Origin of the sequence: Bradyrhizobium valentinum (assembly GCF_001440405.1) — a bacterium.
In the GTDB taxonomy this organism is placed as follows: Bacteria; Pseudomonadota; Alphaproteobacteria; order Rhizobiales; family Xanthobacteraceae; genus Bradyrhizobium; species Bradyrhizobium valentinum.
The window spans coordinates 1-5,429 of sequence record NZ_LLXX01000085.1 but is presented as its reverse complement, the minus strand read 5'-3'; the positions used below and the strand labels follow the sequence as shown (position 1 = coordinate 5,429).

Genomic DNA, 5,429 nt, shown 5'->3' with positions numbered 1-5,429 from the left:
CAGCGAGCGGGTTGTTTGTGGCGGCTCTGGTGGGAACGAGCCACTCCGCGCTCACCAATCAGGCCTTCCTGCTTCTGATGATGGTCGGCGGCGCCGTCGGCTTTTATCTCGGCATCGATACGCCGCCATTGCCCTGGAGCGCATCGATCGGCCGGCCCACCGATGGCGCCTGGGTCGGCAAGATCGACACGCCGGAACTGCTCAGCGCGGTCGGCACCTTCCTTGCGGCATTCTCGGCGTTCGCCTGCGTCGGCGTGATCGTGCTGCGCCACGATCCGCATCCGGGATGGATACTGATGATCATGGTCGGATGGGTGGTCGGCGTCGCCATGCAGATCATCGCCGGCGCGATCGCCCGGCTGCGCCGTTGACCGGCCCGACCGCCTGACCTTCAGCTCTCGTCTTCCAGCGTCAGCACCAGACCCGTCAGCGCGGCGCCGATGCCGAACATCAGCCCATAGGTCGTCACCAGCATCAGCGTTGTCTGAACAGGTGCGCCGCTTTTTGCAACGAGGTCCCTGACATGGAAGGCATCGACCAAGCCTAGCACCAGCACCAGCGATAGCCCAAGCGCCACGCCCATCAGGAAATGGGTAAGCAGTGCATTGAAGAGTGACTTTTGCGGACGCATGGGCGCCGGGCCCTCGGCATGATGCCAAGCAAACGCACAGCCGAAGGAACTGGTTCCTCAGGGGAGAACAGAATTTGTCCTGTACTGCGGCGCATCAGCTACTGCGGCGCATCAGCGCGCCGCGTTTGCGGAAAATTAAGCAAGCGCCGGTACGTCCACCGGCATTCCCAATAATTTCCACAATCCTTTTTAGGAAGAAGGCACTCGCTTTCGAGATAAGGAGAATTTCCCATGCGGTTAGGGCAAGCGATCTTCTTCGGTTCGGCGGCCGCCCTCCTCACTTTGGCAGCGCCGACGCTCGCCAAAAATTCCAGTACGAATTCGCACACAGCAAAAGCAACCGAGGCGCCCGCGCCTGCCTCCTGTCATGCCTATCAGCAGGTCGCTGACGGTTCGTGGATGCAACTGCCTTGTCAGCAGATGGGCTCCAAGACGCCCGCTCAGCCTCGCTCCACCGCAAAGAGCGCGACCAAAGAAACGCAGTAACTGCGTCGTGCGTTTCCTTCGTCATTGCGAGGAGCATAGCGACGAAGCAATCCATGTCTCCGCGTTCGGCGCTATGGATTGCTTCCGCCTTCGCTCGTTGAGCTACGGCGGACAAGTCGCTGCGCTCGCAATGACGGTGGGGATCGCGCAGCCTACGCCACCGCCCTGCCCAGCCAATCGTCGAAACGCGTCGGCATGATCCGCGCGCCATCATCCGGTACCAGCGTGCGCAGCGCGAGCGGCGCGCCGAAATACGGCACGTCGGCGCCCGCTACGATCCTGCTGGTATCGCCCTGCTTGCGAAGCCAGCGGCCGACGAAGTCCGCAAGCGGAGCTGCTTCAGGACCCGCGACATCGCGGATGCCATTGGCGGGCTCGCCGAGGGCCGCGTCGGCCAACGCGACCGCAACCTCGTCGGAAAGCAACGGCTGCATCAACTGGCTGGAGACATGGACCGCACCATTTCTGCGTCCGGAATCCGCGATCGCGCCGACGAATTCGAAGAACTGGGTGGCGCGCAGGATGGTGTAGGCCAGCCCGGAGTTCGCGATCAGCCGCTCCTGCGCCAGCTTGGCGCGAAAATAGCCGCTGCTCTCGAGCCGGTCGGTACCGACGATCGACAACGCGACACAATGCCGTATGCCGGCCTGCTTGGCAGCCGCGACCAGGTTACGCGTCCCCGTCTCGAAGAAGTGCAGCACCGCCTCGTCCTCGAACGACGGCGAATTCGACACGTCAACGGCAATGTCAGCGCCCGCAAGCGCCGGTTGCAGGCCCTCCCCGGTCACGGCGTTAACGCCCCGGCTCGGCGACGCCTGCAGCACTTCATGGCCGCGCGACCGGAGCAGAGATGCCAATTTCGAGCCGATAAGGCCTGTGCCACCGATGATAACGATCTTCATTTCCTCGCTCCTCAATCTTCTGAAGCCGCGGCACTCCGGGCCACATCACCAAGACGAAATGGAACGGGCCGGCGTGACAAGCCCCACTGTAAACCCCGGATTAATTTGCACCACCTATACTGGTGGCCTGCACATCCGTACCAGCGCAAATGGCCTAAAATCCCATGAAAATCGGCACCCTCCTCACCGCTGCCATCGTTTCGCTTTCTGCCGTCGGCGGCGGGCTCGCCGTCTATGTGGCGGTTTCGAAATACCAGACCATGGACAAGGTCTCGGTGGCGCAGAGCCGGCTGGAGGTAGTGCGGGCAGTCGGCGATATCCCGCGCTACATGAATCCCGAGCGGGGCTTTGCCACCAACATCATGTTCGGACCTCCCACTGTGGATCCGAAACTGCTCGCGGAACTCGACAAATATCGCAAGAACACCGATGGGGCTCGCGACAAGATGAACCGGGTCAAGGCGACCCTCGCGGGCGCGATCGATGACAGCGCCGCCGTCGGCAGCAGCATCGATGCCCTGAATACCCAATTCGCCGCGCTGCGCGCAGCCATCGACAAGGCCCTCACCGGTCCGCCGGAAGCCCGCCGCGATGCGGCCAAGAAAATTGTCTCCGACAACTCCGCGTTCAACAAGGCTGTCACGACGCTGCTCGACGAGCAGGTGCGCAAGATCGCGCTGCTCGACGGCACTGCCTACCGGCAAGCAAGCTACGCCAATATCGCCTGGACGCTACGCGACGTCGGTGGTCTCAACTCCAGCCTGCACAAGAATCTCATCGGCGGCAACCGGGTAGCCACTGAAGCCGAGAAGATGGAAATCAGCCGCTCGCAGGGGCGAAACGATCAAATTTTGATGTCGCTGCAGGAATTGCGCGGCAATCCCTCTACGCCGGCCAATGTGGCCGCGGCGCTCGACAAGATGAACGCAGCCTATGTCGATCGCTTCGGCAAAGAGCTGAAGCTCGTCAAGGATGGTGCCATCAGCGGCAAATATGAACACGATATGGAGACCTACTACGCAGAGACACAACTCGGTCTTGCGTCCATCATTACGGTCCGCGACGCCTTCTACGACAACGCGGAACAGGTGCTCGGCGAAGCCTATTCCTCCGCGCGTTTCAGCTTCCTGATTGCGCTCGCGGGCCTGGTCGCGGTTGCCGCTGCCAGCGCCGCGCTGATCGTGATGGTGCGCCGCCGCGTCTGCCGCCCGATCGTCGACCTCACCACCACCATGTCGCGGTTGGCCAGCGGCGACGTATCCGGCGAAATCATCGGGGCCGAGCGCGGCGACGAAATCGGCGCGATGGCTTCGGCGGTACGCGTCTTCAAGGACAACATGATCGAGGCGGAACGTCTAGCGGCCGAAAAAGCCGCCGAGAACGACGGCAAGATGCGCCGCGCCCAGGTACTCGACGAACTCACCCGCGTTTTCGAAGCCAAGGTCACCGAGCTCGTCGGCGGGCTGTCGTCGGCGTCGTCAGTCATGGAAGACACCGCACAGTCGATGTCATCGACCGCAACCCTCACAAATCGTCAGGCGGCCATCGTCGCCGCCGCTTCCGAACAGACCTCCGGCAACGTGCAGACGGTTGCGAGCGCCACCGAAGAGCTGGCCTCCTCGATCTCGGAGATCGGCCGCCAGGTCGCGCAATCGACCGAAATCGCCGCCCGCGCGGTCGAGAACGCGCGCCGCACCGGCGACACCGCCCGCTCGCTCGCCGAAGGCGCGCAGAAGATCGGCGACGTCGTGACGCTGATCCAGAGCATCGCCGCGCAAACCAACCTCTTGGCGCTGAACGCGACCATTGAAGCCGCGCGCGCCGGCGATGCCGGCCGCGGCTTTGCCGTCGTCGCCTCCGAAGTCAAATCGCTGGCCGGCCAGACCGCAAAGGCAACCACCGAAATCTCCGAGCAGATCGCCGCGATTCAGGCGGCGAGCGACCAGACCGTCACGGCGATCCAGAACGTCGCCAACGTGATCGGCGAGATCGACCAGATCGGCACTGCCATTGCAGCCGCGATCGAGGAACAGGGCTCCGCGACCAAGGAAATCTCACGCAGCGTGCAGGAAGCCGCGCGCGGCACCCAGGAGGTCAATTCCAACATCACCGGCGTCCAGAAGGCCGCCGACGACACCGGCGCCGCCGCCAATCAGGTGCTCGGTGCGGCCGAGCAATTGTCCTCGCAGTCCAAGGATCTCGCCGGACAGGTCAACCGCTTCCTCTCGGAGGTGCGCGCGGCGTAAGCCTGACGGGCGAGTTCCGGACCGAAAGCCGCGCGCAAGTTGTAGCGCCATGCGTTACGGCTTTCCCTGCCCTCCGCCGCAAATCGAACAGAAATGCTGCCTAGCGAATGCGCCTCCTACGCGGGGGCACACTTGAACAAGAAACTGAAATATGCCGCGGCGGCGATCGTCGTCTTCGCCGCAGCCGTCTACGTCAACAACACCAATCATCTCGCTGCGCATCGGGACGGCAAGCCCGTCCTTCTCGCGCATCGCGGCATTGCCCAGCGCTTCGACGAGCGCGACCTGAAGAACGACACCTGCACCGCGGCGCGAATGCTGCCGCCAACCCATCAGTATCTGGAGAACACGATCGACTCGATGCGAGCCAGTTTTGCGGCCGGCGCCGATATCGTCGAGCTCGACGTTCATCCCACCACCGACGGCGAGTTCGCGGTGTTTCACGACTGGACGCTGGATTGCCGCACCGACGGCCAGGGCGTCACGCGCGAACACTCCATGGCCTATTTGAAGAAGCTCGACATCGGCCACGGCTATACAGCCGATGATGGCAAGACCTTTCCCTTTCGCGGCAAGGGCATCGGCCTGATGCCGACGCTTGGCGAGGTGCTAGAAACCTTCCCGCAAGCGCGGCTCCTGATCAACGTCAAGAGTCGCGACCCGTCGGAGGGCGAGAAGCTGGTGGCCGTGCTCTACAAGCTTCCCGCCGAACGCCGTGCGCGGATCATGGTCTATGGCGGCGACGAGCCGGTCGAAGCAGTGCGCACGCGCATGCCGGATGTCCGGACGATCTCGCGCGCGGCCATCAAGAGCTGCCTCCTCGGCTACATCGGCTACGGCTGGAGCGGCGTAGTGCCGAAAGCCTGCAGCAACGCGATGGTGATGCTACCGATCAACGTCGCCCCGTTGGTATGGGGCTGGCCCGATCGTTTCCTGAACCGCATGCGAGCCGCCAACAGCGAGGTCTTCGTGCTCGGTTCCTACCGTGGCGGCGGGTTCTCGACCGGAATAGACACGTCTGAAGAGTTTGCACGGCTGCCGCAAAACTATTCCGGCGGCATCTGGACCAACGAGATCGAGGCCATCGCCCCGCTCGCCCACAGATAGTTTGTAGATCCTATGGGGTGGCAGGTGGTCAGGGGTAAGCTGAGTTTGCGAACACCC

General features: G+C 63.2%; 6 protein-coding genes. 4 read left to right on the top strand and 2 right to left on the bottom strand.

Annotation, left to right across the window (positions count from 1 at the left end):
- The coding region (locus CP49_RS13130) for a hypothetical protein (protein ID WP_063791685.1) at nt 1–371 on the top strand (371 nt) is incomplete at its 5' end.
- 20 nt (nt 372–391) lie between these two features.
- Here the strand turns inward: CP49_RS13130 and CP49_RS13125 are convergent.
- Complete coding sequence (locus CP49_RS13125; protein ID WP_057850670.1) at nt 392–631, bottom strand: hypothetical protein; 240 nt, start codon at nt 629–631, stop codon at nt 392–394.
- A gap of 231 nt (nt 632–862) precedes the next feature.
- On the opposite strand from CP49_RS13125, the gene CP49_RS13120 reads away from it, so the two are divergent.
- Nucleotides 863–1,117 carry a hypothetical protein gene (locus CP49_RS13120; protein WP_057850669.1) on the top strand — a complete coding sequence of 85 codons (255 nt, stop codon included), beginning with the start codon at nt 863–865 and terminating at the stop codon, nt 1,115–1,117.
- 152 nt (nt 1,118–1,269) lie between these two features.
- Here the strand turns inward: CP49_RS13120 and CP49_RS13115 are convergent, their stop codons facing one another.
- On the bottom strand, nt 1,270–2,019 hold the full coding sequence (locus CP49_RS13115) for an SDR family oxidoreductase (RefSeq protein WP_057850668.1): 750 nt from the start codon (nt 2,017–2,019) through the stop codon (nt 1,270–1,272).
- Nucleotides 2,020–2,183: 164 nt separating this feature from the next.
- Between CP49_RS13115 and CP49_RS13110 the strand changes: the two genes are divergently transcribed.
- Entirely contained in the window at nt 2,184–4,265 is a 2,082-nt protein-coding gene (locus CP49_RS13110; protein WP_057850667.1) for a methyl-accepting chemotaxis protein, read from the top strand.
- A gap of 132 nt (nt 4,266–4,397) precedes the next feature.
- Nucleotides 4,398–5,372 carry a glycerophosphodiester phosphodiesterase family protein gene (locus CP49_RS13105; protein WP_057850666.1) on the top strand — a complete coding sequence of 325 codons (975 nt, stop codon included), beginning with the start codon at nt 4,398–4,400 and terminating at the stop codon, nt 5,370–5,372.
- Nucleotides 5,373–5,429 lie beyond the last annotated feature (57 nt).